The 26,702-nt window shown below is 67.9% G+C and carries 16 protein-coding genes; 10 read left to right on the top strand and 6 right to left on the bottom strand.

From position 1 onward, the window contains the following. Positions 1-1,675 precede the first annotated feature (1,675 nt). The gene (locus MTF69_RS31750) at positions 1,676-6,427 is read left to right on the top strand and encodes an RICIN domain-containing protein (RefSeq protein WP_243339673.1); all 4,752 of its coding nucleotides are present in this window, start codon (positions 1,676-1,678) and stop codon (positions 6,425-6,427) included. Positions 6,428-6,704: 277 nt separating this feature from the next. Beyond that, the gene (locus MTF69_RS43530; protein ID WP_243339672.1) at positions 6,705-13,928 is read left to right on the top strand and encodes a polymorphic toxin-type HINT domain-containing protein; all 7,224 of its coding nucleotides are present in this window, start codon (positions 6,705-6,707) and stop codon (positions 13,926-13,928) included. A 500-nt stretch (positions 13,929-14,428) separates the two neighbouring features. Here MTF69_RS43530 and MTF69_RS43845 read toward each other — a convergent pair whose 3' ends face one another. Next, positions 14,429-14,797 carry a tyrosine-type recombinase/integrase gene (locus MTF69_RS43845; RefSeq protein ID WP_374324564.1) on the bottom strand — a complete coding sequence of 123 codons (369 nt, stop codon included), beginning with the start codon at positions 14,795-14,797 and terminating at the stop codon, positions 14,429-14,431. 1,026 nt (positions 14,798-15,823) lie between these two features. On the opposite strand from MTF69_RS43845, the gene MTF69_RS31730 reads away from it, so the two are divergent. The 7 genes from MTF69_RS31730 (at position 15,824) to MTF69_RS31700 (ending at position 22,011) form a co-directional block, all read left to right on the top strand. Further along, the gene (locus MTF69_RS31730) at positions 15,824-16,663 is read left to right on the top strand and encodes a HipA family kinase (RefSeq protein WP_243339671.1); all 840 of its coding nucleotides are present in this window, start codon (positions 15,824-15,826) and stop codon (positions 16,661-16,663) included. Beyond that, positions 16,660-17,043, top strand: a complete 384-nt coding sequence (locus MTF69_RS31725) for a DUF3037 domain-containing protein (protein WP_243339670.1) — start codon at positions 16,660-16,662, stop codon at positions 17,041-17,043. The genes MTF69_RS31730 and MTF69_RS31725 overlap by 4 nt, the downstream gene beginning before the upstream one ends. A 227-nt stretch (positions 17,044-17,270) precedes the next feature. Continuing rightward, complete coding sequence (gene fabG / locus MTF69_RS31720; protein WP_243339669.1) at positions 17,271-18,032, top strand: 3-oxoacyl-ACP reductase FabG; 762 nt, start codon at positions 17,271-17,273, stop codon at positions 18,030-18,032. 20 nt (positions 18,033-18,052) lie between these two features. Next, positions 18,053-18,814 carry an SDR family oxidoreductase gene (locus tag MTF69_RS31715; protein ID WP_243339668.1) on the top strand — a complete coding sequence of 254 codons (762 nt, stop codon included), beginning with the start codon at positions 18,053-18,055 and terminating at the stop codon, positions 18,812-18,814. A gap of 152 nt (positions 18,815-18,966) precedes the next feature. Further along, positions 18,967-20,550, top strand: a complete 1,584-nt coding sequence (locus MTF69_RS31710) for an ABC transporter substrate-binding protein (protein ID WP_243339667.1) — start codon at positions 18,967-18,969, stop codon at positions 20,548-20,550. 195 nt (positions 20,551-20,745) lie between these two features. Further along, complete coding sequence (locus MTF69_RS31705; protein ID WP_243339745.1) at positions 20,746-21,414, top strand: uracil-DNA glycosylase; 669 nt, start codon at positions 20,746-20,748, stop codon at positions 21,412-21,414. Between the two features lie 96 nt (positions 21,415-21,510). Continuing rightward, positions 21,511-22,011 carry a hypothetical protein gene (locus MTF69_RS31700; RefSeq protein ID WP_243339666.1) on the top strand — a complete coding sequence of 167 codons (501 nt, stop codon included), beginning with the start codon at positions 21,511-21,513 and terminating at the stop codon, positions 22,009-22,011. A gap of 78 nt (positions 22,012-22,089) precedes the next feature. On the opposite strand, the gene MTF69_RS31695 is transcribed toward MTF69_RS31700, so the two are convergent. After that, entirely contained in the window at positions 22,090-22,680 is a 591-nt protein-coding gene (locus MTF69_RS31695; RefSeq protein ID WP_243339665.1) for a hypothetical protein, read from the bottom strand. Positions 22,681-22,752: 72 nt separating this feature from the next. After that, on the bottom strand, positions 22,753-23,277 hold the full coding sequence (locus MTF69_RS31690; RefSeq protein WP_243339664.1) for a DinB family protein: 525 nt from the start codon (positions 23,275-23,277) through the stop codon (positions 22,753-22,755). An 82-nt stretch (positions 23,278-23,359) separates the two neighbouring features. On the opposite strand from MTF69_RS31690, the gene MTF69_RS31685 reads away from it, so the two are divergent. Beyond that, the gene (locus MTF69_RS31685) at positions 23,360-24,265 is read left to right on the top strand and encodes a Gfo/Idh/MocA family protein (protein WP_243339663.1); all 906 of its coding nucleotides are present in this window, start codon (positions 23,360-23,362) and stop codon (positions 24,263-24,265) included. 19 nt (positions 24,266-24,284) lie between these two features. On the opposite strand, the gene lnt is transcribed toward MTF69_RS31685, so the two are convergent. The 3 genes from lnt to MTF69_RS31670 all read right to left on the bottom strand — a co-directional run bounded on the left by lnt (position 24,285) and on the right by MTF69_RS31670 (position 26,622). Beyond that, positions 24,285-25,847, bottom strand: a complete 1,563-nt coding sequence (gene lnt / locus MTF69_RS31680) for an apolipoprotein N-acyltransferase (RefSeq protein ID WP_243339662.1) — start codon at positions 25,845-25,847, stop codon at positions 24,285-24,287. A 49-nt stretch (positions 25,848-25,896) separates the two neighbouring features. Continuing rightward, positions 25,897-26,376, bottom strand: coding sequence for a nuclear transport factor 2 family protein (locus MTF69_RS31675; RefSeq protein ID WP_243339661.1), 480 nt, complete (start codon positions 26,374-26,376; stop codon positions 25,897-25,899). Positions 26,377-26,445: 69 nt separating this feature from the next. Continuing rightward, a complete protein-coding gene (locus MTF69_RS31670) occupies positions 26,446-26,622 on the bottom strand; it encodes a hypothetical protein (RefSeq protein ID WP_243339660.1) in 177 nt (58 codons plus the stop codon). Positions 26,623-26,702 lie beyond the last annotated feature (80 nt).

The following is a 26,702-nucleotide window of genomic DNA, read 5'->3' as shown; positions in this document are numbered from 1 at the left end:
GGGTTGATTGCGGGCCGCGCTACGACCGGACTCGATCGGACTCAAGCCCTTGGGATGGAAAGGGCAGCCTCATTTGCCTGGGAATGGGGCCGGGGAAGGAGCTGCGCCCTCTGGCATTACACCCTTTCCTGGGGGTGATCCGCCCTCTCGGTGCCCTCGGTACAGATGATCTCGGTACATGTGGCTGAGAATTCCCCAGTTTTAGCTGGTAGGGATTCGTGACGGGCGAGCCATTTCGGGGCAGCGCCTTGGACATGCAGGCCTGCGGCCCATGTAGCCTGGGAAGATGTTGACAGAAGTCACCGCGACCCGCTATGTCACGCCTCTGCGCGAGGGTGGCTCGCTTCCCGGTATCACCGAGGCCGACGACCTCGGTATATACGTCATGTAGGCCTCGAGTCCGAGGCTCTGAGCTGGGCTTTCGACCCATCAGATGACGCTGACCTGCAGCGTTACTTCTTTCGGGATCTTTCACGGGCTTTCTGTCTTACGCGGCTAGAACTCCCCAGATGCTCCCCGTACGGCATCGAATCTCCCCAGGCGCTCCCCGCGGGACGCTCTGGGGAGACGCCGGGGCGGCGGACGGCGTGAGGCCGATACCGCTGCGAGCGGAGTCTTGCCGAGCGGCCGTTGCCTGGGAGGAAGTTGCTGGTCAGGCTGAGAGTCCGGCTGTGCCGCCGCGTGCACCTCGCCGACGGACGCACGCGACTGCGGGAAATGCTGGTTCATCCGCCGGTGCAGGGGTGAGCCCCGAGGGTGCTTGGTGTCGACGAGCTCGCCTTCCGGGGGGACGCACCTACGGAACCATCCTCGTCGGCGTGGAAACCAGCCAAGTAGTGGATGTTCTGCCCGACTACACATCCGAGCCCTGCGGCGCCTGGCTGCGCGAGCATCTCGGCGCGGAGATGATCTGCAGCGGCTTCACCGAATCCCCTCCTCCTCCACCGATTCGCCGGGGAGCCGGTTGGCGCGCTCCTGCATACCGGCCAAGAACATGACGGAGTAGTGGAAGGGCGCCGGGACGCTGCGGCCGGCACGGTGGGAAAAATCGGCCGGATCCTCTCCGGAGTACAGCAAGAACAAAATGTCCGAGTTACGAAAAAGGCGACCCTCTGGTACCCAATTCGAGGGTCGTCCCGGGTCATATCGATGCCGGTTTTAGGCCACTGCTTTTATTTCAGCCCACTCGGTGTAGAAATCCAGCCACACCTCGGCGACCATCCGCGCCGCACTACGGTGCAGCTCAAGCTGACATTGACATCGAGAGGGGGGAGCCCTGACTGAATCCTCCCAAACGGTCGACTCCTTGTCGAACTCGGAACAATTCGCCCATCGATTTTTCGTCGACGCCGGCCCCGTCGCCCGGGGTCAATACCATGAGGCTACATCCGATGCACCCTCATTAGATGCATTGAGCCTTCGGCTGATAAGTGACCAGCATCACGGAGGCGTACCAGTCAAAAGACCGTCCAAATCGGGCGATCGAGTCTTCTGGATTCGTTGACAACCATATCTTCGTGAAGGAAAAGTAGGCCCAAATTTCATCCGTTCATAACTCAGAGCGAGGACCTCCACTTTGAGGCCACTATTTCCCCCTTCGTGGCTACCCAGACAGGGGGCCTCGCGACGCGATCACCTGTTCCGGGCGCGGTTGCGTCCGGTTGCTGGTGTAGCCATGCTGTCCCTGGGCCTTGGTCTTCTGGCAGTGCCAACTGCCGCAGCCACCGGCGACCGCACCTTTGGCCCCGCCGATACCGACTGGCCCGCCGCACCCCCCAAGACTCGGACCGCCGACGAAACCGCCCTCGATGCAGCACGGACCCAGGCCAAGAGCACGGGCAAGCCCGTCGTCGTCGGCTTTCTGACCACGGCGACTTCTGCGACCGTCGCCAACCCCGACGGCACTCTCAGCACTGATGCCTCGATTGCTCCGCAGCGAGTACGCAAGGCCGATGGCGCATGGCAGGACGTCGACCCCACGCTCGCCACCACCTCCGACGGCACGATCACGCCGGCTGCCGTCCCGTCAAAACTGTCGTTCTCGGGTGGCGGTGACGGACCGATGGCCACCATGACCACGGCTGACGGCAAGAAGCTGGCCCTCAAAGCACCGTTTGCTCTGCCGAAGCCCGTACTCAACGGTGACAGCGCCCTGTACAAGGACGTTCTGCCCGATGTCGACCTGGAACTGACCGCCACCACGCTCGGCGGCTGGCGTCAGGTCCTGGTGGTCCGTACCGCGCAGGCCGCAGCGAACCCCACGGTCAGGAAGTTGCACCTCGACGTGGTGGCCGACGGGTTGACGGTGAGTGCGGACGAGGCGGGTAACCTCAGAGCAGTCGACACCGACGGGAAAGCCCGGTTCAGCGCCCCCACACCGGTGATGTGGGATTCCGCCCCGCAGGCTGCCCCCCAGAAGGGCCCGGCCGGTCTGTCCGCCCCCGCTATGTCCGCAGACGACCAAACCGTCGCATCCACCTCTGACGGGCCCGGCGCGGGCGCCACCGTCGCCAAAGTCACTACCACCGCCACCGGTCAGGGCATCGATCTCGTCCCCGACACCAGCCTCCTCGGCCAGGGCAACGGTCCGTGGTTCATCGATCCGGGCTGGAATCCGACGACGGACAGCAATGGGGTGCAGGCCTGGGCTCAGGTCCAGGAGGGGTACCCGACCACTAACGAGTACAACGGCACGCAGTACGGCCAGGACAAGCCGGCCACTGGCTACTGCGGCTACATCAACTCCGAACCCGCCTGCTCGCCCACGGGGCGTACCCGCGCCTACTTCCAGGTGGGCATCGAGAGTTTCCTGCACGATCGGGCCGCGGTGGTGTTGGAAGCGAGGCTGAAGGCGACCATCGTCGCCTCCTCCAGCCCGTCCACACAGACCCCGATGAGTCTTTACGACACCGGCACCATCAGCAACCCGACCAGCTGGAACCGCCAGCCGTGCGGCACTGGTTCCGTCATGGCGGGCTGCCGGAACATCGGGACGCTGTGGGTGTCGGGCACCGGCGAGATCGACTACGGCGTCCGCGACACCATCAAGACAGCTGTCGCCAATGGCTGGCCCAACTTCACGTTTGGGTTCGCCCCCGACGATGAGTACAACAAGTTCTATCGCCAGCGCTTCAGTTCCAAGAGCGGCGAGGCTCCGCACCTTGTCATCACGTACGACATCGAGCCCACCGTGACCAATCCGCGCACGAGTCCGACGCCCGGATTCGCGAGCACCGGCAGCTTCGTCCCCTGCAGTCCGTGGGACAGTGCCGGCTGGTTCGGCGCCAACGCCGATACAGCTCTCACAGTGAACGCCAACTCGCCCACCCAGCGAACCCTCAGCACCACGTTCAAGCTCTGGGACAACGACAACGGCAACAGCACGTCGAACTTCGTGACTGGTTGGACGGCCAGCGGCGACGTCACCGTGAACGTCGGCGCCCTGACCGACGGCCATCGCTATGGCTGGCAGGCGAAGACCACGGATGACACGCTCACCAGTGACGTCACCACGCCCTGCTTCGTCCAGGTCGATCGCACGCCACCCACCGCCGCCGTGACATCCATCGACTTTCCCGCCTCAGGCACGCTCAACGCCAAGCCGCTCAAGTATGCCGGAGAGGCGGGCACCTTCACCCTGGCCGGCACCGATCCCGGCCCCGTCGGCGGTGGCCGTTCCTCGGGACTGGCCTGCGCCCGGTGGACCACCGACCCGATCAAGGCCGCGGCGACTGGCTGGAAGTGCACCGACACCACTGCGGGCGTCGTCAAGCTGACTGGCGGAACGGCCGCCATCAGTGTCACACCCGCCCAGTGGGGCACGAACTTCCTCTACCTGCAGACGCAGGACGACGCGGGCAACATGTCCCAGCCCGCCGTGTACGGCTATTACGCACCGTCCAATCCGAAGAACCCCACCAAGCCGGTCTTCGGCGACGTCAGTGGTGACAACTTCCCGGATGTCCTGCTGTCCGACTCCGCGGGCGATCTGCGCCGGATCGGCGGCGGCACCGATCCCAACACCGCTCCCAACGCGCCTTTCAAGACGGCCGACGACACCGACCCCCGGGCCGGCTTCAAGGCGTCTCCGACCGGGAACGGCTGGGCGAACACCCAGATCACGCATCGCGGCAGTCTCGGGTTCGTGAACCTCGTCGATGACCTGCTGGCCCACCAGCCGGGTGGCGAAAAGCTCTATGTCTACCCCAACGATCCCAAGAGCGGACGTTTTGACGGCCAGGCCCGGAGTGTCGTGGCGAAGCCCACCACCTGTGTCGCATCGGACGGCTCCACCAGCCTGCCTTGCACCGAGCACGGCTATGGAACCGACTGGTCGAAAGTCACCCAGATCGCAGCTTTCGGCGCTCTCGACGGCGACTCCGCCGTTCCGGCCGCCACCGGAGGGTACGTCCTCCACCGCTCCACCGTACTGTTCGTGGAAAACGGGCGGCTGTGGCTCGCCCTGGCTGGCACCACCAACCAGCTCGCATCCAAGGCTTTCCTGCTTTCCGCGAACGACCAGAAGTGGGACGGCTATGAGCTGATCACCCCGGGCCGCGCCGAGGGCACCGACCTGCCGACTTTGTGGGTCCGCTCCAAGTCCAGCGGCACCGTCCGCGTCCTTCCTGTCAAGGGGACGCCTTCGGCTCCCGACCTGACCGGGTTCACGAACCCCGCCCAAGGCGTTGCCCTGGCCACCATCGATCCCGCGCGTTTCCCACGCGTCGGCTCTGACGGCGACCTCACCGGCGACCGCATTCCGGATCTGTGGGCCGTGGACACCAATCGGCAGCTCGTCTCCTGGAAGGGTATCGGCGTCGCCCCCACCACGGAGGCTCCCCACCCCGACGTCACCAGTCTCGCCACAGCCGTAACGCCCCAGGGCAATCTGAACAGGCCGTCGGCCGCTTGGGAACTGACCGGCCAGAGTGCCGACGGCACCGTGGTCAGCAGCTCGGGCTCCTACCCGGCCACCGCTGCCAATCTCAGCTGGCCGACAGGGGTCATCGACGGACGCCGCACCAACTACGCCTCGTTCAAGGGCCCCCAGTCGACGCTCACCACAGGCACATCCGTGATCGACACCCGCAACAGTTTCACCATCAGTACCTGGGCAAAGGCCTCGGGTGCGGGCGGTGTGATCGTCAGCCAGGACAACAGCAGCACCCAGCGTAGCGACTTCCTTCTCTACCCCGACCCAGACGGCAGCACCTGGCGCTTCGCCCTCACCAACCCGACAAAACCGGCGTCCGGTTGGCAGTACGACAACACGGACGTCATCAACGCCCAAGCCCGGGTCAACCCCGACGTCTGGACGCGACTCACCGCCGTCTACAACGCGACGACCGGAAGGATGAGCCTCTATGCGAACGGCGTACTGATCGGCTCCGGGCAACACAGCAAGACCAACAGCCCGGCACCGAACGGCCCCCTCGTCTTCGGCCGTTACCAGGCCAAAGGCGCGGCCAACCCGATGGGTCAGGGCCTGTACGGAGGCGCCGGCAACCTCGCCGTATACCCGTACGCGGCCTCCATCACCGCTCCCGACGCAACCAGCCCCGTCACTGTCTCCAGCGCCGCCACCACGTGCATCGACACCGACAACGGGCAGACCGCCGACAGCACCAAGATCCAGATCTACACATGCAACCGGACCGCCGCGCAACAGGTCGCCCTGCGTGATGACGGCACTCTCCGCATTCTGGGCAAGTGCGTAGAGGCCACCAACAGCGGCACCGAAAATGAGACGCCCATCCAGCTCATGACCTGCAAGGGCACGCCCAACCAGCTGTGGCAGGCCCGCGCCAACGGCAGTTACCTCAACGTCAATGCCCAGCGCTGCCTGGAACGTCCCAACAACACGCTCAGCATCAAGACCCAACTGCAGCTGTGGAACTGCGTGGACGTCGACGCCCAGCGCTGGACCACCACCAGCCTCGGGACCGCCCCTCTGCCTTCTCCCGCGCCCTTGCCCGACAACGGCAAGGCGCCCACGTTGCCCTCCGGCGGCTTGATCCACAACGCCAACAGCCGCTCCTGCCTGGAAATCAACAACTCCAGCAAGGACGACGGCGCGGCGGCCCAGCAATGGGCATGCCTCGGACAGGCCAGCGCCAGATGGCAATTCCGGCCCACCGGCACCGAGGGCGTCTATGAGATCGTCAACGCCAACAGCGGCAAGTGCCTGGAAATCAACAATTCCAGCCCCGACAACGGGGCCCGCGCCCAGCAGTGGACCTGCAAGGGAATAGCAACCCAGAAATGGACCATCCAGTCCATTGGTGCTACAGGGAATCTGAACCTCACCAACCTCAACAGCGGAAAAACTTTGGAAATCGCCGATTCCAGCAAGATCGACGGAGCTCCCGCCCAGCAGTGGACGCACGCCCCGGACCCGAACTACCCAACTCAGAGCTGGTACCTGTAGTCATGTGCCTCGTCGGCTGACCCTCTCCCCCTGAGGGGGTCAGTCGACGGAGGGGCACCCAAGACGGAATCGCCAGGGTCCGAACCCGGCGAGATTTGACTGCGCGATCGACAGAGATCATGCGCGAATAGACTTGCCTCTATCGAGAGGTGTTGGATCCGGGCGCTACCGGGCCCGGATATTTCTCATTCTTTCCTGTGGGGGGATTTTGCTTTCTCGTCAAAGTGGTCCGATTTCGCGCACGCGCGCGAGACGGCCACGCATCGCGATGGTCGCCGTGCTTGCGGTGCTCATCTCCGGCCTGGGCTTGCCCGCGGTCGAAGCGGTGGCGAAGCCGCCGAAGGTATGGGTGCCGCCGAATACGGCCCTTCCGCAGACCAAGCCCGTCAAGGGCTCGAATGCCAAGCCGATCGCAGGCAAAGCGCCCGTCGGCAAGCCGTGGAGTCCTGACGCGAAGGCGCAGGCTACGACGGGCTCAGCGATCGTTGCGCTCGGTTCGGCGACCACATCGCGAGCCGACGGCGACGCGAGCCCCGTTCAAGCCGGCGCATTGCCGGTCTGGCTCTCCCCCACTACGGGCACGAGTCCTTCGGCCAAGGTCTCGGAGCTCGCGATCGCGCCTGCCGCCGGTGACGGCAGTTCCGATGAAGGCTCACTGCGGGTGGAGGTCAAGGACAGGGCGAAGACCCGTGCGGCCGGGGTCCAGGGTGCGCTCATCGCTCTGACCGACGCCACTGGCGAATCCGCTTCGGGGAAGGTCCGGGTCGGGTTCGATGTCGCGTCGTGGGCGAAGACGGCCGGTGCCAACTGGGGTGACCGTGCGCGTGTGGTGCGGCTGCCCGACTGTGCCCTGACCACTCCGGCTGCCGCGGGCTGTACGGCTCGCACCCCGGTTGCCTCGCACCGGGACTCCACGGGCCGCCTCGTGGTGGAGGTGGACGTCCCCAAGACCACCACCACGAGTCCGTCGAAGTCTTCGGCAGGCGCGAAGTCGGCTCCCGCGCCGGCGCCTCAGGTGCTCGCACCGAAGGCCGTGGTCCTCGCGGTGGAGGCGGGTCCGTCGGGTGCGAGTGGTGACTTCACCGCGACGCCGATCGCACCGTCGATGGCGTGGCAGGCCGGGGCGAACGCGGCGAACTTCACCTATGGCTACACCGTCGAGGTTCCGTCCTCGATCGCGGGTGCGGGTCCGGATGTGGGCCTGGCCTACGACTCGTCTTCGATCGATGGCCGTACGGCGTCGACGAACGCGCAGGCCTCCGGCTTCGGTGAGGGCTGGGACTGGAGTCCGGGCTCGATCTCCCGTACCTACAAGGGCTGCAAGGACGCCGGGATCGCGGAGTCGGGTGACGAGTGCTGGGCTGGGGACATCCTGTCCCTGAACCTGGCGGGTCACTCGGGTCAGATCGTCCGCGACGACACGTCGTGTGTCTATCACCTTCAGGGTGAGGACGGTACGAAGATCGAGCGTTTGACCGGGCAGCGCAACGGCGCGTGGAAGGGTGAGGGCTTCAAGGTCACCACGACCGACGGCACCCAGTACTACTTCGGCTCCAACCGCCTGCCCGGCGGGGATGGAACCGACCCGGAGGCCAAGTCGGTCTCGACGGTCCCGGTGTACTTCAACAGTGGTCAGGATAAGTGCCTGGGCGCGACCACTCCTGCGAACGGTACGTGGCAGCAGCTCGGCTGGCAGTGGAACCTCGACTATGTCGTGGACCCGCACCAGAACCTGGTCTCCTACCGCTACGAGCAGGAGGACAACTTCTACGGGCGGGGTGGCGGCCAGAACGGCGGCACCGGCACCAACACGAAGTACCAGCGCGGCTCCTACCCGACCTGGATCGGCTACGGCCAGCGCCTCCCCGAGCAGATAGCGGCCAAGGGCGCGGCCAAGCCGGCTGCCCAGATCAACATCAAGAACGCCGAACGCTGCGTCGTGATCGGGACGGTCACCTGCACGGACACCGCCCAGCGTGTGAAGGCGAACGCGAAGTCCTGGCCCGACACCCCGATCGACCAGGAATGCCCGGCGACCGGCGAGTGCCTGAACCTGTCGCCGACGTACTTCACGACGAAGAAGTTCACCCAGATCGCCACTCAGGTCTGGATGGGAACGGCCTGGCGCACGGTCGACTGGTACGACCTCAAGCACTCCTTCCAAGACCCAGGCGACGGCACGTCACCCACGCTCTGGCTTGATTCGATCCAGCGCAACGCCACCAACAAGAAGACCGCGATCAAGCTTCCGGCGGTCCTGTTCCAGGCGACGCAGATTCCCAATCGCGTCGATGGTGTCGTCCGGCGCCCGGACGGTACGGATGCCTCGGCTCCGAGTTACCGGCGTCCGCGGATCCAGACGATCACCACCGAGACCGGCGGCCAGGTCAATGTTGTCTACAAGGCCCCGGAGTGCTCGCGTCTCGCCGGGACGATGCCGTCCTCCGAGGACGGCAACACGATGGCCTGCATGCCGGTCAAGTGGTACCTGCCCGGTCAGTCCTTCGCGGACCCGGTCAACGACTGGTTCCACAAGGTCGTCGTCCAGTCCGTCACCCAGCAGGACAAGGTCGGCGGCCAGGTCAGCCAGGTCACCGACTACGAGTACGGCGGCGGCATAGCCTGGCACCGCAACGACTCCGAGTTCGCCGACCCCAAGACCCGCACCTGGGACCAGTTCCGCGGCTACGCCACCGTCACTACGAAGACGGGCAGCGGAAACGCGAGCGAAGCCCCGCGCACCAAGAACGTCGCCACCTACCTGCGCGGCATGGACGGCGACGTCCTGGCCAACGGAACCAAGCGCAGCGTGTCGGTCAATGACACGCAGGGTGGGACGATCAAGGACGAAGACGTCCTGTCCGGCTTCGTCCGCCAAACCCAGACCTACGACCGCGACGGCGGGGCGGCCGTCTCGGACGAGGTCACCACTCCGTGGATCGGCCCGGTCACTGCAACCCGCGCCCAGTCGGCGGGGATGCCCCCGATCACGGCCCGTGCGTTGAACACGGCGAAGGTCACCACTCGCGCGAAGCTCGCAAACGGCAGCTGGCGCACCGGCGAGCGCTCGTCCACGTACGACTCCACGCTCTCCACACGTCCGCTCCAAGTGGACGACAACAGCGACGTTGCCCGTACGGACCAGCGTCTGTGCACCACGTTCGAGTATCCGACCGGCCCTGGCGGGGCGGTCACGGAGCTCGCTTCCCGCACTCTGGTCCTGTCCGGCACGTGCGGGCAGACCCCGACCGCGGCCAACACCGTGGGCGACACCCGCTCCTACTTCGACGGGCTGGCCTACGGCCAGGTCGGAGCGACGGCGGACGGCACGGGCACCGAGGTCCTGGAGAAGTACGACGTCACCGGCAAGCCGGTCTACCGCCTCAACTCCACCTCCACCTACGACGCCTACGGCCGTGTCATCAGCAACACCAACAAGGTCCGCACCGACGCCACCCACCCCGGCGGCGCCGTCAACACGACCGAATACTCCCCGGCCTCCGGCGTCCTGCCCGACAAGGTGACCCACACCAACCCGCTGGGCTGGAAGTCCGTCACGACCCTCGACATCGGCCGCTCGCAGCCGCTGAAGACCACCGATGAGAACAACCACGTCGCAGAACGCGAGTACGACGCCCTCGGGCGGATCGTGAAGATCTGGCAGCCCGGTCAGGACTCCACGACGGACCTGCCGGTGCGCAAGTTCTCGTACGCGATGAACGGCATGAACGCGCCGTCCGCCGTTCTGAGCCAGGCGCTCATGAACGACGACACCTACACCTCTTCATATGCGATCTACGACGGTCTCGGCCGGGTCCGCCAGACCCAGGCCAGCGCCCCTTCGGGCGTGGCCGGGCGCATGATCACGGACGCGCTGTTCGACTCGCACGGCTGGCAGACCAAGACCAGCGCCGCCTACTACACCGACCAGGACGCGCCCTCCGCGGCGCTGTTCCTGCCCAACGACGGTGTCCAGCCCGACAGTAAGATCCCGTCCCAGACGATCAACGTCTTCGACGGCCTCGGCCGGTCCACCGCGTCCATCTTCACGTCGTTCGGCGTGGAGCAGTCACGCTCCAAGACCGAATACCCGGGAGCTGACGAGGTCCGCCGGATCCCGCCGGCCGGCGGGTTCGCCACATCGACGATCACCAACGGCACCACCTCGGTCCTGCGCCAGTACAAGGCCAACACCCCCACCGGTACCTACGACCAGACGACCTATCTGTCCAACACCCAGGGCCAGGAGCTGTCGCGCAAGAACTCCGCCGGCAACGAGTGGACGTTCGCCTACGACCTCCTCGGCCGCGTGGTGAAGACCACCGACCCCGACGCAGGCACCAGCACCACGCTCTACGACGACAAGAAGAACCTCACCACCAGCACCGACGCCCGGGACAAGAGCGCAACCACAGTCACGGACATCCTCGGCCGCACTGTCGCCACATACGAGGGCAAGGCCGTCGACCCGGCCAAACAGGTCGGCGCGTTCACCTACGACACCAAGAAGCTCGGCAAGCCCGACACCACCACCCGCTACGTGGGCGGCAAGACAGGCAGCGCCTACGTCACCGAGGTGACCGGCTACGACGGCGGCTACCGCCCCCTCGGCACCAAGGTCACCATTCCCGCAGTGGAAAAGGCCCTGGCCGGTACCTACGAGACGACCAACACCTACGACGCCTACGGGCAGTTGAAGACGACTACCCTGCCGGGTATCCCAAAGGCCGGCCTCAACGCCGAGACACTCGCGTATGGCACCGACATCGCAGGCAACTTCACCTCCCTCGACGGCGAGATCGGACTCACCAGGACTCCGTACGTCGTGGACATGCGCTACGACCCCTATGGGCAGGCCATCCGCACCACCGTCGGCAACGCCGGCGCGCAGATCGTCTCCACCGTCGACTACGACGCCGGCAGCGGCCGTCCTGTCCGCAGCTTCCTGGACAGACAAGGCTCCTCCACGCACGTGGACGTGCTGGATTACACCTACAACAAGGTCGGCCAGCTCACCTCGATCGGTGACACTCGGGGCGGCACCAGCCGGGACCTCCAGTGCTTCACCCACGACTACCTCGGACGCCTGACCCAGGCCTGGACCGACACCGGCACCCAGACCACGGCCCCCGCACCCAGCGTCCGCGGCATCGGCGGGTGCACCAACGCAGCCGGCCCCGCAGTCGACGGCACCGGCAAGCCCAGCGTGGGCGGCCCGGCCCCGTACTGGCAGCAGTACACCTACGACAACCTCGGCAACCGCAAGAAGCTGATCAAGAAGGACGCCACCGGCAACGCGGCCAAGGACACGACGGTCACCCAGACCTTTGGAACCGGCCCCAACACCCCGTCCACCGACCCGAAGACAGGTGGCGGCACGGGCGGCCCGCACGCCCTGATGACCTCGACCGAGACCGGCCCGTCCGGCACCCAGGTCACCTCCTACACCTACGACGCGGTTGGTAACACCACCGGCATCACCACCACCGCCGGCACCAAGTCCCTGACCTGGAACGGCCAGGGCAAGCTCGACAAGATCGTCGGCACCGGTGAGAGCGCCGGCACCAGCTACCTGTACGACACCGGCGGCAACCAGCTCATCCGCCGCGACCCCACCAGCACGACCCTCGCCATCGGCGCCGACCAGATCACCCTGGACATCGCCAGCGGCAAGGTCTCCAACGTCCGCACTTACCCGGCCCCCGGCGGCCTCTCCGTCACCCGCACCACCAGCACCACCAGCGGCTCCACGCTCACCTACCAGAGCTCGGATCATCACGGCACCGGCGGAGTCCAGTTCAAGGCCTCCGACCTCACCTACATCCGCCGCGCATCGGACCCGTTCGGCAACGAACGCGGCACCCAGCCCGCCCCCGGCGCCTGGGCCGGAGACAAGGGGTTCATCGGCGGCACCAAGGAGAAGTCCACCGGATTCACCCTCCTCGGAGCCCGCGAATACGACCCCACCACCGGCCGCTTCATCAGCCCCGACCCGATCATCAACGCGAGCAACCCCCAGCAGTGGAACGCGTACTCCTACTCCGAGAACAACCCCGTCAACAAATCCGACCCGACGGGCCTGGAGAGCTGCTTCGGAGTCGCGTACTGCTCGGGCAGCAACGGCACGGACACCGGCTCCACGTTCGACCCGGAGTTCGGCAAGGACACCAGCGACGACGACGGGCCCTCAGACACAGGGCTGAAGACGGCCACGAAGAAGGTCTCCGACGCCAAGAAGAAGCGCGACAAGCTGATCGATGAAGTCGTCGACATGGTCGGCGACCTGATCGGCTTCAACGACGCCCGGGACTGCTTCACCAAGGGCGACGTGATGGCCTGCATCAACACGGCCCTGAACTTCGTCCCCTGGGGCAAGCTCTTCAAGGCCGTCAAGATCGGCATCCAGGCCTTCAAGATCTACAAGGAGGTCAACAAGGCCTACGACGCCATCCACGAGGCCGAACGCGGAGCCGCCAAGGCCGCCGAGGCCTACAGCACGGCGAAGAAGGCCTTCAAGGAAGCGCGCGACGCCGAAGCCAAGGCAGCCCAAGCCGCATCGGAGAAGGCCGCCAAGGAATCCGCGAGCGACAGCGCGGGAACTGAGTCCAGAGCCGCGGCGGAACAAGCAGACGCAGCCAAGAGCAGCGGAGGCGACACCCCGCCCGCCGCAACAAGCTGCAACAGCTTCCCCACGGGTGTTCAGGTTCTGATGGCCGACGGTTCCTCGAAGTCCATCGAGGACGTCAAGGACGGCGACGTGGTCACGGCCACCGACCCGCAGACCGGCCAAACCCTCCCCAAGACCGTCACCACCACCATCACCACCCCCGACGACAAGGAATTCACCGACCTCACCCTCACCAACGAGGCAAACCCCCGCGGCCCGCCGGCAAAGATCACCTCCACCTACCACCACCCCTACTGGAGCGAAACCCGCCACCAGTGGATCAACGCCGGCGAAATCACCACCGGCGAACAACTCCGCCAGCCCAATGGCACCACCCTCACGGTCACAGCCACCCGCAGCTACCCGCACACCGTCACCACTCACAACCTCACCGTCGACGACTTCCACACGTACTATGTGCTCGCAGGCGCCATCCCAGTCCTCGTCCACAACTGCGGCACATTCGACACCATCAAGGCCGAGCACCCTGAAGGTCGATATCTCTACCGAGGCGTACCTGAAGGTCATCCCGGGTTTCAAAATGCACTGGAGGGGCGGGCTGCGCCGCGGGGCGGTAGGGCCACCCCCGTGGAGCACAACGACGCCAACACGGATAGCCCGTACACGTCGTGGACGACTAGCCCTGAAGTTGCGCGAAGGTTCGCCATGGGGATGCGCGAAGGGGAAACTCCGGGCGTGATCCTCAGAATTTCACTTCCGACCCCAGGTAATCCACTTCGCCAAATGGCTCTATATGGCGAAGATAAGTGGGGTGAGAGTGAAGTTCTCGTGGAGAATCTTGTGCAAGGTGCCAAGGTTTTCGATCTACGCTGATTACGGATCAGCTAGGCAGTCAGGGGTGAGAGTCGCATGTTGAAGGAGATTGACGGACCCGCGGCCCGTCGCATGCTAGGTGCGCTTATCGACTTGGGTTGGGTCTCTGCCCGACGCGGGCTGGAGATCCTGGCTAGTCTGAATGAGTTCTCTTACCACGCTGCCCCAGCGGCGAGGGGCGATGTGGAGGCGCTTTATTCGTCCCGTGCGATGGGACTCCAGGACAGGGGTAGTGAGACGGAGGAACTCGACAGGTTCCTTGAGGCGATTCGAGGTAGCTCCCTGACGGAAGTTCTGGTCTTCTCGGTCTCACGTAACGACTGGTCATGTGTTTGCGTAGTCGCGCCTAACCTGCGAGATGTTGTTGGGTCGACCGCAATTCGTATCGGGCAGGTTCCTGAAAGGATCTTTCCGTAACGTGTTGGCGCCTGCGATTCACCCGAAGGTCTTAGGGGCTCCTAGTTGAAAAGAGTCTCGTTGAGGCTTCGAGTTCAGTCAGTCTAGAATTGAACAACGTCGCCGGGGAGTGCGTGGATGCACTCTCCGGCGATGGCCGTCATATGGCCAGGGGGGCTTGACGGCAACGGTGACGGCAACGTCCGTGGACGGCCTGCCCCCGCGGGGCAATCGTCGCCCGCGCTTAGGGAGTCTGTGAGGGTGTCGATGGCCTGGCGTAGGAGGCGGAGCCTTACATGGGCGTAGACGCCGATGTGGGCATGGCCGAGCAGTTCCTTGATGACGACGAGATCGACTCCCTGTTCCATGAGCAGGGTGGCAGTCGAGTGCCGTAGGTCGTGGAAGCGGGTGCGGCGCAGCCCTGCCCGGTCGAGGAGGCCGCGGAAGCGGCGGGTGAGGTTGACGGGGTCCAGGGGGACACCGGTTTGGGTAGTGAAGACGAGCCCTCGTTCCTTCCAGCTCGTTCCGGAGACCGTGCGTTCTTGCCGACGGCAACAGGGGCGCGCAATGCGACACTTGCACGCACGCCCACGGACTGGCCGAATTCCGCTGACCTGTGAAAACGCAGATGACAGCAGTCTGGCCTCTTCGAGCAGCAGTAGACGGCTGCGGGAGGTCTCACGAAGGGCGCGGCACCTGAGGAATGGACCTCGGGGCCGTGGGCACCCCGTCTTGACGCGATCGGCCGCTGGCCCTGCATCACCGAACCTTGCTTCTACCTGTGAGGCCCGAAGGCGTGCGAGACATCGGACACTCTTATGGCTCCCAACGGCCTCCCTTTTGACGGTTCTTTGATTGGTGAGGCTGTTCCTAGCCTGCGCAGGGATCTTCTGAAGCGAGGAGGGGTAGATCTTGCGCGATGCAGCAGGCGTTGGGCAATGGCGGGCTGATCATGATGCGCGCCGATAGCGGTATCGCGATCGACGTGCTCGTCGACAAGAACCTGGCCCGCGAGGAGGCCGCCCCCATCACGGCGAGGTCCGCAAGTCGGGCTACGATGCCTTCGTTAAGGTCTGGCCTGATCTCTTGCTCGGCCGAGACTTGTGGCAAGGCCGGGACTGTGGAACGCCCCTGGATCGCGGACTGGGTGGGCGTGGGATCAGGTGCTGAGCTGGCGCCACGGACGGATTCAAACTCCCCAGATTCTCCATGGGGTTGACTGCGGGGGGCGCTACGACCGGATTCGATCGGACTCAAGCCCTTGGATTTGAAAGGAGAGCCGTCCACTTGCCTGGGAATTGGGTCGTGAAGGAGCTGAACCCTCTGGCGTGGCCCCCTTATCAGGGGTGATCCGCCCTCTCGGTATCCCCAGTGCAGATGATCTCGGTACATGTGGCCGATCATTCCCCGGTATTGGCTGGTCGGGATGCGTGACGGGCGAGCCATGCCCGGGGCGGCACCTTGGACATGCAGGCTTGCGGCCCATGTAGCCTGGGAAGATGTTGACAGAAGTCACCGCGACCCGCTATGTCACGCCTCTGCGCGAGGGTGGCTCGCTTCCCGGTATCACCGAGGCCGACGACCTCGGTATATACGTCATGAAGTTCACCGGAGCCGGCCAGGGGCGCAAGACCCTGGTTGCCGAGGTCATCTGTGGCCGGCTGGCCCAGCGGCTGGGGCTGCGCGTTCCCCGGCTGGTGCAGATGCAGCTCGACCCGGTCATCGGGCTCGGCGAGCCCGACCAGGAGGTCCAGGAGCTGCTCAAGGCGAGCGGCGGGCTGAACCTCGGGATGGACTACCTCCCCGGCTCGATCGGCTTCGACCCGCTCGCCTACCAGGTGGACCCGGTGGAGGCGGGGCGCGTGGTCTGGTTCGACGCCCTGATCAACAACGTCGACCGGTCCTGGCGCAATCCCAACATGCTCGTCTGGCACGGGGACCTCTGGCTCATCGACCACGGCGCCACCATGATCTGGCACCACAACTGGCCCACCGCCGAGAGCGCCGCCGCCAAGCCGTACAACGCCTCCGACCACGTACTGGCCCCCGTCGGCCCGGACATCGCCGAGGCGGCGGCCGCGCTCGCGCCGCTGGTCACCGAGGAACTGCTCACCGAGGTCGCGGCCGACGTGCCCGACGAGTGGCTGGTCGACGAGCCGGGCTTCGACTCCACCGACGCGCTGCGCCGCGCCTATGTGGAGGCCCTGCTGCCGCGCGCCGCCACGATCCACGAGAGGATCACGATGGAGGCCGAGGCGAAGGTCCGGTCGGGTCCGCCCGGCTGGCTCGCCGACCGCCTCGACCCCCGTCCCCGGAAGATGAAGAGCGACAGCGAGTGACCAAGCGGGACGTGTTCGAGTACGCGCTGGTGCGGGTGGTGCCCCGGATGGAGCGCGGCGAATGTTTCAACGCCGGCGTGATCGTCTACTGCCGGGCGCATTCCTACGTCGCCGCGCGCACCCACCTCGACGAGGCCAAGCTGCTCGCCCTGGACCCGGAGGCCGACGTGGCCGGGGTACGGGCCGCCCTGCGCGGGGTCGAGGGCGTGTGCGCCGGCGGAGAGTCGGCGGGCCAGGCGGCGGGTGACGACCCGGGGCGGCGGTTCCGGTGGCTGATCGCACCACGGAGCACGGTCGTGCAGCCCGGCCCGGTGCACATCGGCCTGACGGCCGATCCCGCCGCGGAGGTGGAGCGGCTGCTGGACCTGCTGGTTCGGTAGTCCGGGCGGGTTCGGGCGCGGCGCCGTTGCCGGGGGCTCTGCCCCCGGACCCCGGCGCCTCAAACGCCGGGCGGGGCTGGATTCGGCTGGTGCCGTCCGCCTCCGAGAAGGCTGGGAGGGCCGCCCGTTGACACGGAGTGCCAGGGCTCCTAGCGTCTCCTCAGCTGAAGCTACTAAGCGGTTGCTCACCCCTGAGGGGCCGCTTTCCGAGGGCGAGGAGATCCAGCATGTCCACCACCGAGCAGCGCGTCGCGATCGTGACCGGGGCGGCCCGGGGCATCGGCGCGGCCACCGCCGTACGCCTGGCCGCCGAAGGACGGGCGGTCGCCGTCCTCGACCTGGACGAGGCGGCCTGCAAGGACACCGTGGAGACCATCACGGCGGCCGGCGGCACGGCCGTCGCGATCGGCTGCGACGTCTCCGACAGCGCGCAGGTGGAGGCGGCCGTCGAGCGGGTGGTGAGCCTGCTCGGCGCCCCGACCATCCTGGTCAACAATGCGGGTGTGCTGCGGGACAACCTGCTCTTCAAGATGAGCGACACCGACTGGGACACCGTCATGAACGTGCACCTGCGCGGTGCGTTCCTGATGTCGAAGGCGTGTCAGAAGCACATGGTGGCAGCCAAGTTCGGCCGGATCGTGAGCCTCTCCAGCAGCTCCGCGCTCGGCAACCGCGGCCAGGCCAACTACTCGGCGGCCAAGGCCGGCCTGCAGGGCTTCACCAAGACCCTGGCCATCGAGCTCGGCAAGTTCGGCATCACCGCGAACGCCGTCGCCCCCGGTTTCATCGTCACCGAGATGACCGCGCACACGGCCGCCCGGGTCGGCATGGACTTCGAGGACTTCCAGGCCGCGGCCGCCACCCAGATCCCGGTGCAGCGCGTCGGGCGCCCGGACGACGTGGCCAACGCGATCGCCTTCTTCACCGGCGAGGCCGCCGGCTTCGTCTCCGGCCAGGTCATGTACGTGGCCGGCGGCCCGCTCAGCTGAGAGAAGGCAGGGTGCACGTCATGACGTACGACGGAACGGACAGCGGCAAGGTCGCGCTGATCACCGGGGCGAGCCGGGGCATCGGCTACGGCATCGCCGAGGCTCTGGTGGCGCGCGGCGACCGGCTCTGCATCACCGGCCGGAACGAGGAGGCCCTCAAGGAGGCCGTCGAGCAGCTCGGCGCGGACCGGGTGATCGCGGTCGCGGGCAAGGCGCACGACGAGGCCCACCAGGCCGTCGCCGTGGAACGCACGATGGAGGCCTTCGGCCGCGTCGACTTCCTGATCAACAACGCGGGGACCAATCCGGTCTTCGGGCCGATCGCGGACCTGGACCTCGGGGTCGCCCGCAAGGTCTTCGAGACCAACGTGATCTCGGCGCTCGGCTTCGCCCAGCGGACCTGGCACGCCTGGCAGAAGGAGAACGGCGGGGCGATCGTCAACATCGCCTCGATCGCCGGTGTCTCCGCCTCGCCCTTCATCGGGGCGTACGGCATGAGCAAGGCGGCCATGGTCAACCTGACGCTCCAGCTCGCCCACGAGATGGCGCCGGGGGTCCGGGTCAACGCGATCGCGCCCGCGGTGGTGAAGACCAGGTTCGCGCAGGCGCTCTACGAGGGCCGGGAGCAGGAGGCGGCGGCGGCCTACCCGCTGGGCCGGCTCGGGGTCCCGGAGGACATCGGAGGGGCCGCCGCGTTTCTTACATCTGCACAAGCGGAATGGATCACGGGACAAACTCTCGTCGTCGACGGAGGAATGTTCCTCAATGCCGGGGTGCATTGACCGATAATCGGACGCATTTGCCTCCGAAGAGGAGGCAAATGCGTACCGAATGGGCACGTAATCGGTCAAGTGCCGCACGAAACCTACCCATTGGTTTCGTGATGCTCTGCGGTAGGGTCTGCCGCACCCCTGGCTGATCGAGGAGCGTGCACGTGTTCAACCGGACCAGATGCCTGCAGATCACTGCGGCCCTTGCGTCCATATCCCTGCTCTCCGGATGCGGCCTGTTTTCGGACGACGGCGGCAATGGAGAACAGCGGATTGTCGTCGGAACGACGAGCGCCCCCACGACCCTCGATCCAGCCGCGGCCTGGGACGGCTCCTGGGAGCTCTACCGGAACGTCTACCAGACCCTGCTGGCGTTCCCCACCGGTGCCACCAAGCCCCAGCCGGACGCCGCACAGAGCTGCGAGTTCACCGACTCCGGGAACGAGTCGTACCGCTGCACCGTGCGCAAGGGCCTGAAGTTCTCCGACGGCGAGCCGCTGGACGCCAAGGCCGTCAAGCACTCCCTGGACCGGATCAAGACCATCAACGCCCCGTCCGGCCCCAAGGCCCTCTTCGGCAGCCTCGACAAGATCGAGACGCCGGACGCGCAGACGGTGGTCTTCCACCTGAACACCCCGGACGCCACCTTCCCCTTCGTGCTCGGCTCCCCGGCCGCCTCGCTGGTCTCGCCGAAGCAGTACCCGGCCGACAAGCTGCGCGAGGGCGACGAGGTCACCGGCTCCGGCCCGTACACCCTGGAGTCGTACAAGGAGAGCAGCGAGGCGGTCCTCAACCGCAACGACAAGTACAACGGCTTCGCCAACCGCCGCAACGGCGGGGTCACCATCCGTTACTTCGCGGACTCCAAGAAGATGATCTCGGCCCTCAAGGGCAAGGAGATCGACGCGACCTACCGCGGCCTCTCCGCCGACGAGGTCAAGGACCTCCAGGCCCCCGCCTCGCACGACGCGGGCGTCCAGGTCGTCGAGAACGTCGGCGCGGAGATCCGCTACCTGATCTTCAACCCCGCGGACCCGCAGGTCGCGAAGGTCGAGGTGCGCCAGGCGATCGCGCAGATCGTCGACCGCGGGGCGCTCGTCTCGAAGGTCTACCAGGGCACCGCCGAGCCGCTCTACTCGATGGTCCCCAAGGGCGTCGTCGGCCACAAGACGCCGTTCTACGACTCCTACGGCCAGCCGGACGTGGCCAAGGCCAAGAAGGCCCTCAAGGACGCCGGGATCCCCACGCCGGTGAACCTGACCTTCTGGTACACCACCGACCGCTACGGCGCCTCCACCGCGGACGAGTTCACCGAGCTCAAGCGCCAGCTCGACGAGAGCGGGCTCTTCAAGATCACCCTGCGCGGGCAGCCCTGGAAGGCGTTCCAGGAGGGCTACAAGAAGGGCGAGTACCCGGTCTTCGGCCGCGGCTGGTTCCCCGACTTCCCGGACCCGGACAACTTCATCGCGCCGTTCGTCGGCAAGGAGAACGCGGTCGGCACCCCGTACGAGTCCGCCGAGATCCTGAACGTGATCCTGCCCAAGTCCCGCCGCGAGAGCGACCGGTCGGCCGGCATCCACGAGTTCGAGAAGGCCCAGAAGATCTTCGCCGACGACGTCCGGCTGCTGCCCCTGTGGCAGGGCAAGCTGTACGTCGCCGCCCGCGACGACATCGCCGGCGCCGAGCGGGCGCTCGACCCGCAGACCGTCATGCAGGTGTGGGAGCTGTACCGCAAGACCAGCTGGTAGCAGGCCCGTACACCGCCCCGCCCGTCCGCACCGCCCACCGGGCGGGGCGGGCGGGCGCCGCGTTGTCAGTGGCCACCGGTAAGTTCTGGACCAGTCGCGCGAAACAGTTGCGCGAGCGCGCATGCGTGCAGACGTGCAGACGCGCAGACGTGAAGTCTCGAACAATGTGTACCGGAGGTTGTCGCCGTGACCCAGATGCTGCCCGAGTCCTGGCTCCCCGTCCTCGGCGGAGAGCTGGACCAGCCCTACTTCAAAGAACTCACCGAGTTCGTCGAGAAGGAGCGGGCGAACGGGCCGGTCTACCCGCCCCGCGAGCAGGTCTTCGCGGCCCTGGAGGCCACTGCCTTCGACCAGGTGAAGGTACTGGTCCTCGGCCAGGACCCGTACCACGGCGCGGGCCAGGGCCACGGACTGTGCTTCTCCGTGCAGCCCGGCGTGAAGACCCCGCCCTCGCTGCGCAACATCTACAAGGAGATGCATGCCGAGCTGGGCACCCCCATCCCGGACAACGGCTACCTGATGCCGTGGGCCGAGCAGGGCGTGCTGCTGCTCAACGCGGTGCTCACCGTCCGCGAGGCCGAGCCCAACTCGCACAAGGGCAAGGGCTGGGAGAAGTTCACCGACGCGGTGATCCGCGCGGTGGCCGCGCGCCCCGACCCGGCCGTCTTCGTCCTCTGGGGGGCGTACGCGCAGAAGAAGCTCCCGCTGATCGACGAGGAGCGGCACGCGGTCGTCAAGGGTGCCCACCCCTCCCCGCTGTCGGCCAAGAAGTTCTTCGGCTCCCGGCCCTTCACCCAGATCAACGAGGCCGTCGCCGCCCAGGGCCATGCGCCGATCGACTGGCGGATCCCGGACCTGGGCTGATGCCCGACCGCGCCTAGGCGGCATTGCCGGTGCCTCCGGCTAGCGTCTTGATGATCAGACCGGAGCAGGTCTGACGGGATCAAGCCGGAGGCCGCGTTGACGGAGCAGCAGGAGGCGTCCGAGGACGCCGTCATGACCAGGATCGGCCAAGCGGTCATCCTGCTGCACGCCGGCGACCGCGAGGAGGCCCGCAACCGGCTCGGCGAGATCTGGTCCGAGATCGGCACGGAGGGCGACTCCCTGCACCGCTGCACGCTCGCGCACTACCTGGCCGACGCGCAGGACGACCCCGCCGAGGAGCTGGCCTGGGACCTGCGCGCCCTGACCGCCGCGCACGCCGACGCCGACGGGCCCGGTCCGCCGGCGGCCGTCCGGGTCTTCTACCCGTCGCTGCACCTGAGCCTGGCCGCCGACTACGTGAAGCTACGGCGCCCCGAGGCGGCCCGGATCCACCTGGCGCGGGCCCGCGCCGCCACGGGGGCCCTGGCCGACGACGGGTACGGCAACGGCGTACGGGCCGCCATCGCCCGGCTGGAGCGCCGGATCGCGGCGGATCCGGTGGAGGGGCCCCGGCCGTTCCCGGAGCAGAACCAGTAGCGGGAGCGGGGGGCCGGGAAGCGCCAGACCGGGAGCGCCCGACCGGGGTCCGGCAGGGGGTCCGGCAGGGTGGAGCCGTCAGCCGCCCTGGACGCCCGCGCAGATGCGGGCCTCCGGGCTGTCCGGGTGCCAGCGCCCGTGCCGGCGGCCCAGCGCGCACACGTCGGCCGGCCGCACCGGCAGCTCCCGCACCAGCTCGCGCGGCACCTCGCCGCCCCCGGAACCGGGCCGGCCGGGGTGCTGCCCGCCCGGCCGCCCGTCGGCGCCGTCGCGGTGCCCGCCGGGCTTCCGGGGCTCCGGGATGTCGTCCGGGACCTGCGCAGCGGCCGCCGGGGCTCCGCGGGCCGCCCGCCGGCCGTTCCCCGGCGCCTGCGCGGCCGGGACTCCGGCCCGCGGGACGGCGGCCCGGCCGGAAGTGGAGGGGGCCGGCCCGGCGGGCTGTCCCGGCACCGCCTCCACGGCCTCCAGCGCCTCCAGGGCGGGTGCCCGTACGACCACGGGCGCGGCCCCCGGCCCGCCGCGGGGCTCGTGCCGGGGCGGCGCCCCGGAGGTGCCGGGGGCGGCCGCCGGATGCAGGGGGGCCGGGGTCACGTTCACGCAGCCGGAGACGGCCGAGACCGCACAGGCGACGCCGAGCAGCAGCTTTGTCGTGGTTCGGGTTGGATGCACTCACACAACTCTGCTGTGCGAGGACTCCGCCCGGAAAACCCGGAGCCGAAATTCACCCCGCACGGGTGACGGCTACTCGCCCGTGGCGCCGTCGACGTGCTCCCGCAACAGGTCCGCGTGGCCGTTGTGGCGCGCGTACTCCTCGATCATGTGGTGGTACACCCAGCGCAGGCTGAACACCTCGCCCCGGCGGTGGCTCTCGGGCTTCGAGGCGAGGTCCAGGGAGTGGCCGGCCGCGGCCTGCCGGGCCAGCTCTATTTCGGTCTGCCACACCTGCTCGGCCTCGGTCCAGGTGTCGCCGTCGGCGAAGTGGAAGTCCCCGTCCGGGTTCTCGCGGGTGCTGTACAGCTCGGGCAGCTCCTCGTCCAGCATGATCTCCCGGAACCAGTACCGCTCCACCTCGGCCATGTGCCGCACCAGCCCCAGCAGGCTCAGTTCGGACGGCAGCAGCGGGGTCGTGCGCAGCTGCGCGTCGGACAGTCCCTCGCACTTCCAGGCCAGGGTGGAGCGGTGGTAGTCGAGCCAGCCGTCGAGCATCTCGCGCTCGTCGGCCGTGGTGGAGGGTTCGGAGCGGTGGGAGCCGTCGCTGATCGTCATGCGGCCCATCCTGGTCGAACACGGCGGTGGCCACCACCGATTAGGCTGCGTACTCCCACAAGGAACAAACCTGGAGGTCCCGGTGAAGGTCGGCTGTATCGGACTCGGAGACATCGCGCAGAAGGCGTACCTGCCCGTCCTGACCACCCGCCCGGGACTCGAACTGCACCTGCAGACCCGGACCCCGGCCACCCTCGAGCGGGTCGGCGCGCAGCACCGCCTCCCGGCCGAACGCCTGCACACCGACCTCGACTCGCTGCTCGCGCAGAAGCTCGACGCGGCCTTCGTGCACGCCCCGACCGCCGTCCACCCCGAGATCGTGGAACGGCTGCTGGAAGCGGGCGTGCCGACCTACGTCGACAAGCCGATCGCCTACGAGCTCGCGGAATCGCGCCGCCTGGTCGCACTGGCCGAGGAGCGCGGGGTCTCGCTCGCCGTCGGCTTCAACCGCCGCCACGCGCCCGGCTACGCGCAGTGCGCCGACCACGCGCGCGACCTGATCGTCATGCAGAAGAACCGGGTCGGTCTGCCCGAGGACGTACGCACCTTCGTCCTGGACGATTTCATCCACGTCGTCGACACCCTGCGCTTCCTGCTGCCCGCCGAGGCCGACCAGGTAGACGTACGGGCCGTGGTGCGGGACGGCCTGATGAGCCAGGTGGTGCTCCAGCTGTCCGGTACGGGCTTCACCGCGCTCGGCATCATGAACCGGCTCTCCGGTTCCACGGAGGAGGTGCTGGAGGTCTCCGGGCAGGACACCAAGCGTCAGGTCGTGAACCTCGCGGAGGTCATCGACCACAAGGGGCAGCCCACGGTCCGGCGGCGCGGGGACTGGGTGTCGGTGGCCCGCCAGCGCGGTATCGAGCAGGTCGTCGACGCCTTCCTGGAGGCCGTCGCCACGGGCACGACCCTCAGCGCGCGCGACGCGCTGCTCACCCACGAACTGTGCGAGCGGGTGGTGAGGTCCGCTCTGGAGCAGGCGTCCTGAGCGGCCGCGGCACGGGCGGCTACCCGGTGGGCGTCCGTGGGCTTCCGAGGGGCGCCCCGGCCGGTTTCCCGCGCCGCACGGAGCGGGCGCCCGCCACCGCGCAGTAGACGGCCAGAGCGGTCAGCGAGGCGCCCACGGCCCAGTCCCCGAAGCGGACGTACAGGGTCGTGCCCCGTGCCAGCGGGACCTCGTACACCCGGGCCGTGCTCGCCGAAGTGGGCAGCGCCGGCCCGATCCGCTCGCCGGACGGGCCGCGCACCTCGCTGATGCCGGTGAGGGTGGCGTGGACCACGGGGCGGCCGGTCTCGGCGGCGCGCAGCGCGGACAGCGAGGCGTGCTGGGCCGGGGCCCAGCTGTCCTGGAAGGTGGACGTGGCCGACTGGTCGACCAGCAGGGCGGCGCCCTCGCGGGCGAGGTGGCGGCTCATGTCCGGGAACGCCGATTCGAAGCAGACGAGCGGGCCGACCCGGACGCCTGACCGGCCGGGCAGGTCCATCAGGACGGGCGTGCTGCCCGGGATGCGGTTCTCTTCCGCCGCCTTGCCGACCGAGGTGGCCCAGCCCATCAGCTCTCGGGCCGGCACGTACTCCCCGAAGGGCACCAGGCGCATCTTGTCGTACCGGTCACCGGTGGGGCCCCCGGGACCGACGAGCACGGCCGATTTGCGGATCCCCGGCCGGTCGGCGGCCCGCGCGTCCACGTTGACCAGCAGCGGAGCCCCCACCCGCGCCGACAGGGCGGCGAGCCGCCGGGTCAGGTCCGGGCGGGCCGTCAGGTCCCCGCCGACACTGCTCTCCCCCCACACCACCAGGTCGGGACCCTGGCCCGCCAGGGTCCCGGTCAGTTGCTCACCGACGGCGAACCGCCGCTCCGCACTGTCCGGGGAGTCCGGGAACAGGCCCGGCTGCACGAGCGCCACGCGCAGCGAGCCCGCCGGCTCCGGGCGGGGCGCCCACAGCCACACCGCCCCCGTCAGCACCGCGCAGGCCGTCACCCCGGCCAGCGCCGCCGCCCGGGCCCCCGGCGACGTGATCAGCAGGACCAGCGCGCAGTTCACCGCCACGACCAGCAGGCCGACCAGCCAGACCCCGCCCGCCGAAGCCAGCCGCAGCGCGGGCGCCACCTGCCACTGACTGGCACCGAGCAGCCCCCACGGCCCGCCCAGCCCCTGCCAGGAACGGGCCAGCTCCGACAGCAGCCAGCCCGCCGGTACGAGGACCAGCGCGGCCGCCGCCCGCCCCGGTCCCGGAGTCCCGCCGAGGAATTCCCGCACCAGCAGCGCCCAGGGAATCCAGAGCAGGCCCACGAGCGCCGCCACGGCGAAGAGGAACACGTGCAGGCTGGGCAGCAGCCAGTGGTGGACGGCGAAGACGAAGCCGGCGCCGCCGAGCCAGCCCTCCAGGGCCGCGCGCCGGCCGGTGGGCGCCGACCTCAGCAGCAGGATCCAGGGCACGAGGGCGACGTAGGCGAACCACCACAGCGCCGGGGCGGGGAAGGCGAGGCAGGGCAGGGCTCCCGCCGTGACCGCCGCCGGCGCACGCCACCACGGGACCCGCTTCGAGACCGTCGAGACCGTCAACATTTCGTAGGGCCTCCGCTTCCAGTGTGGAACAGCCCTGCCGGTCGAACCATCAGAACGACATGTGCCGCCACATCTCGTGGACGGTGACCCGCGAGAGCCGCCACCCGGAGCGGGCGGTACGGGCGACGGCGAAGGTGTAGCGCCCCGCCGCGACGAAATTGGGCGCGGTGACGGCGGCACCGCCCTCATCGGGCGCTTCCCCGGCCAGCCGCATGGGATTGAGGAAGTCGGCCCGGACCTCCGCCGTGTCACCGGGGGAGCCGCCCTGGTCCTGGATCCGGATGAGCCGGTTGACGATGAGGTGCTGGCGCACCGGGAACAGCTTCATCGTCTTGGCGAGCCAGTCCGCGACCTCCCCGGCCGGGCCCTCGATCCCGCCGGCCGAGGCGTAGTCGGCCCGCCCGCCCGGGGCGAACAGGGCGCGGTACGCGTCCCAGTCGCCGTCGTCCACGGCGATGGCGTACCCCGTGACCAGCTCGTCGATCGCCAGTCGGTCCATCACGCCCGCAAGGTCCACACGCTGCGTCATCGGGTCAGTGTGCGGGCGCGGGGCGCGGAGGCCAAGGGGCGTGCGCGGTCCGGATCTTCCGGCCCCGGGTCAGTGACCGGAACGCGCCTCCCGGGGACGGACCACCACGAGGTACGCGTCGCTGGCCAGATCCATCACCACCTCCGCCGGCACGCCCTCGCGCATCCGCTGCGCCGCGTACTCCTCGGCCGGCCAACTCCCCCTCGGACTTCCGGCCGGAAACCGCTCCAGCACCACTCGACCCATGGGACACCCCCTGCTGCTCGCCTTCAGGTCTCTCACAGCACAACGACGCGCAGGCCGCCCGGGAACGTTCCCGGGCGGCC

The organism is Streptomyces sp. AP-93 (assembly GCF_022808175.1).
Taxonomy (GTDB): domain Bacteria; phylum Actinomycetota; class Actinomycetes; order Streptomycetales; family Streptomycetaceae; genus Streptomyces.
This window is presented reverse-complemented; position numbering and strand designations above follow the sequence as displayed.